The organism is Dysgonomonas termitidis, assembly GCF_042654545.1.
Classification (GTDB): Bacteria; Bacteroidota; Bacteroidia; order Bacteroidales; family Dysgonomonadaceae; genus Dysgonomonas; species Dysgonomonas termitidis.
In genome coordinates, this window is record NZ_JBHSGN010000176.1 from 1 (window position 1) to 2,800 (window position 2,800).

Annotated in this window: 2 protein-coding genes; both read right to left on the reverse strand. The window is 39.4% G+C overall.

Annotated features, from left to right (window positions below):
* Positions 1 to 156: 156 nt before the first annotated feature.
* The gene (locus tag ACFO6W_RS25910) at positions 157 to 1,155 is read right to left on the reverse strand and encodes a FecR family protein (protein WP_380002010.1); all 999 of its coding nucleotides are present in this window, start codon (positions 1,153 to 1,155) and stop codon (positions 157 to 159) included.
* A gap of 95 nt (positions 1,156 to 1,250) precedes the next feature.
* Entirely contained in the window at positions 1,251 to 1,814 is a 564-nt protein-coding gene (locus ACFO6W_RS25915) for an RNA polymerase sigma factor (protein ID WP_380002012.1), read from the reverse strand.
* Positions 1,815 to 2,800 lie beyond the last annotated feature (986 nt).

The following is a 2,800-nucleotide window of genomic DNA, read 5'->3' on the forward strand; positions in this document are numbered from 1 at the left end:
ACCCGTTGAAGAGTATTTCCTCAATGGCGTTTTATGGATTAAGCTATCGACCCTTTGCATACGAACGGAATAATGCTCCAACATTGTTCCGTTTTTTCATTTTACAGGCAGTTTATGATGTGTTCATGGTTTGGATAAATTTGATAATTATAGGTTCTATTTATTACGGATAATTACGGTCGTGTCATTTTCCAGTGAATACCGGATTGGGGAAACAAAAGCAATCAACTGTAGTACACCTTCCAGGTTGTTGTTTTTAACCGTTCCCGAAAAGCGGATGTTTTTCAGATCATCGGAGGCAAAATGTATCCGGACATTATACATCCGTTCCAGTGTCTTGGCTATATTTTCCAGCCGTTCCTGCTCGAATGCGAGCTGGTTATTGACCCATGAAGAATTTTTCTCCGCATCCGGCATTATGCTTTTGGTAAACGCGCTGTTATCCTTGTTAAAAGTCAGTTTTTCGTTCGGCTCCAATATGGCCGATTGAAATGGTGAATTTACCCGGATGCTGCCTTCTATCAGTGTTGCGGCGATATAATTATCATCGGGGTAAGCCTTGACATCAAAGCTTGTTCCCAGCGCTTCGATAGAAATTTCATTGGCCCTTACAATAAAAGGCCGGGCCTTATCCTTGCTTACTTGAAAATAGGCTTCTCCTTGCAGGTAAACGACACGTTCCTTCTTATTGTATGTGCCATCATAGGTCAACGAACTGGCGGAATTGAGCCATACATCAGTACCGTCCGGCAGTTGCATTTTCGCTTTTTGCCCGGTCTCTACCTGTATCGTCATTTTATTACTACCCTGTACCGGTTTGCTTCCGGAATAGAAATATCCCAGTCCTATGCAAAGTAACGGCACCAGTATCGAAGCGGCTATGCGCAGGTATTTTTTCCAAACGGTGCGCTGTACCGGCACCGGTAAAACGTCAGTAGATTCAGGGCGTATTTGTTCACGTAACTTCAGCCAGATACGGTCTTCCATATCTTTTTCCGGGGAGGAAGCCGCCTGTTCCCATTTTTCATCGTATAAGCCGGAAAGCATATCTTCTGCTTCCGCCTGCATAAGCAGTTCTTTTAAACGGTTAGCTTCCCCGTCGCTTATCTGCCGGCGGAGGAACTTTTCTATCAATATGGTTAATTCGTTTTCCATTAAATTTCTACTGTATATAACTTATATATACGTGAGAGGGAATTTTATTAACAGCAGGATTGAAATTTAACGTAGTTTAACTTTTGTGTTTGTTTTTATTGGAAATAAATGCAGGCTAGTAGAGCGATGTAATTTTTTAAGTGTTTGCGGATATAATCCAGCGACCGCCGGATTTGCTGTGCGACATTTTCTTCCGAGATGGAAAGCCTCGCAGCTATTTCCTTGTTGCTCATATCTTCCGTAAAGTGTAGCAAGAATATTTTTTTACGCACTTCGGGGAGATTATCTATCAGACGGAAAATGGTTTCCCCCAGGGAATCGGCATGGATCGCTTCCTCTGTGGAAAGGTCTTCTTCATTCCGGCGCATTTGAAGGATATGGCTTTCATAGCGGTAGGACAGCACCATTTTTTCCGTTTCCCTGAAAACCATATTTTTGGCTATGGCATAGAGGTAAGCTGAAAAATTCTTTTCGGGTACAATATCTTCCCTGTGTTCCCAAACTGACAGGAAAACATTCTGGGTAATATCTTCCGCCAGGGTTTTATCATAAAGCGTATCCGATACGAAATGATAAATTTTCGCATTGTATTTTCTGAAAATGGCTTCGAAGGCTTCTTCATTTCCCTGTTTTAAAGCATATAATACCTTGATATCCATAATGCAACGGTAGATATGTTTAAAAACAAAAGTATATAATTATCCCGATTATTATAATAGATTGGGAACAATTATTTTTTGCTGCGTAGTTTATATAGACAATCCTGTTTCTGGCCTGAGGAAGTGATACATCGTACTGCAAACGGTTTGATGATTGTAATTTTCTTACGGTAAAGCTATAAAGTTTTATTGCGTTCACATATTAAGAACAGGTGTTTTCCTTTTCAAAGGCGAAGTTATCCCGCACCCTTTGAAAGCAAAGCGCCTGCCTTGGAGAAGGCGTATAATATAATTAACCCAAGTTGCCACTTGACAGGAACAGTGAAATATGGCTGCGTCACTTCGACTTGGAATAAGACGGTAACAATTGGAAGCTTAGCATGCAACAATGGTACAATAGGTCTGAGTTCCTATCATGTGGAATAAGCATACGCTGCATAAAGTAGTAAAAAATGCATATCCTATCTATTGCCTAATATCTTTTTCATATTGATTTTAATATCCGTAAAACTTTTTACTGCGTATGCCGTTTTATGGATATAGTTTTGTAAAGTTTGTGTTAAGGCCCTGAAGTTAACGAAGTGATTTTGTGAACTTCCTTTTTTGTTTAGATTGAGTTTGAATCCTGTTTAAATTTTATTTGCCCCGGTTTTTAGACAAAAAGAGGCTGTGGGTTATATAGGATTGATGTAATGTTGCTACTGTAAGCTATGCATCTGTTACACCTTGCTTACTAATAGATAGTAATTTCCTATTAAACCATACAGTATAGCTTGCTGGTTGCTTACAAATTGATGAGGCTATTGCTGCTTTTGGTTGCAAAAATCTTGTTTCTGCTCTTTTACTCTTATGATATACAGATCACAGAACCAGGATAAATAATATAATAATCCTGCTCCTGCTTATATATGGACAGCAAGGGATTATAAGCATCAATAAATATGATTTCCAAACAATTACATTGAATCCGCTTTACCAATTCCTGT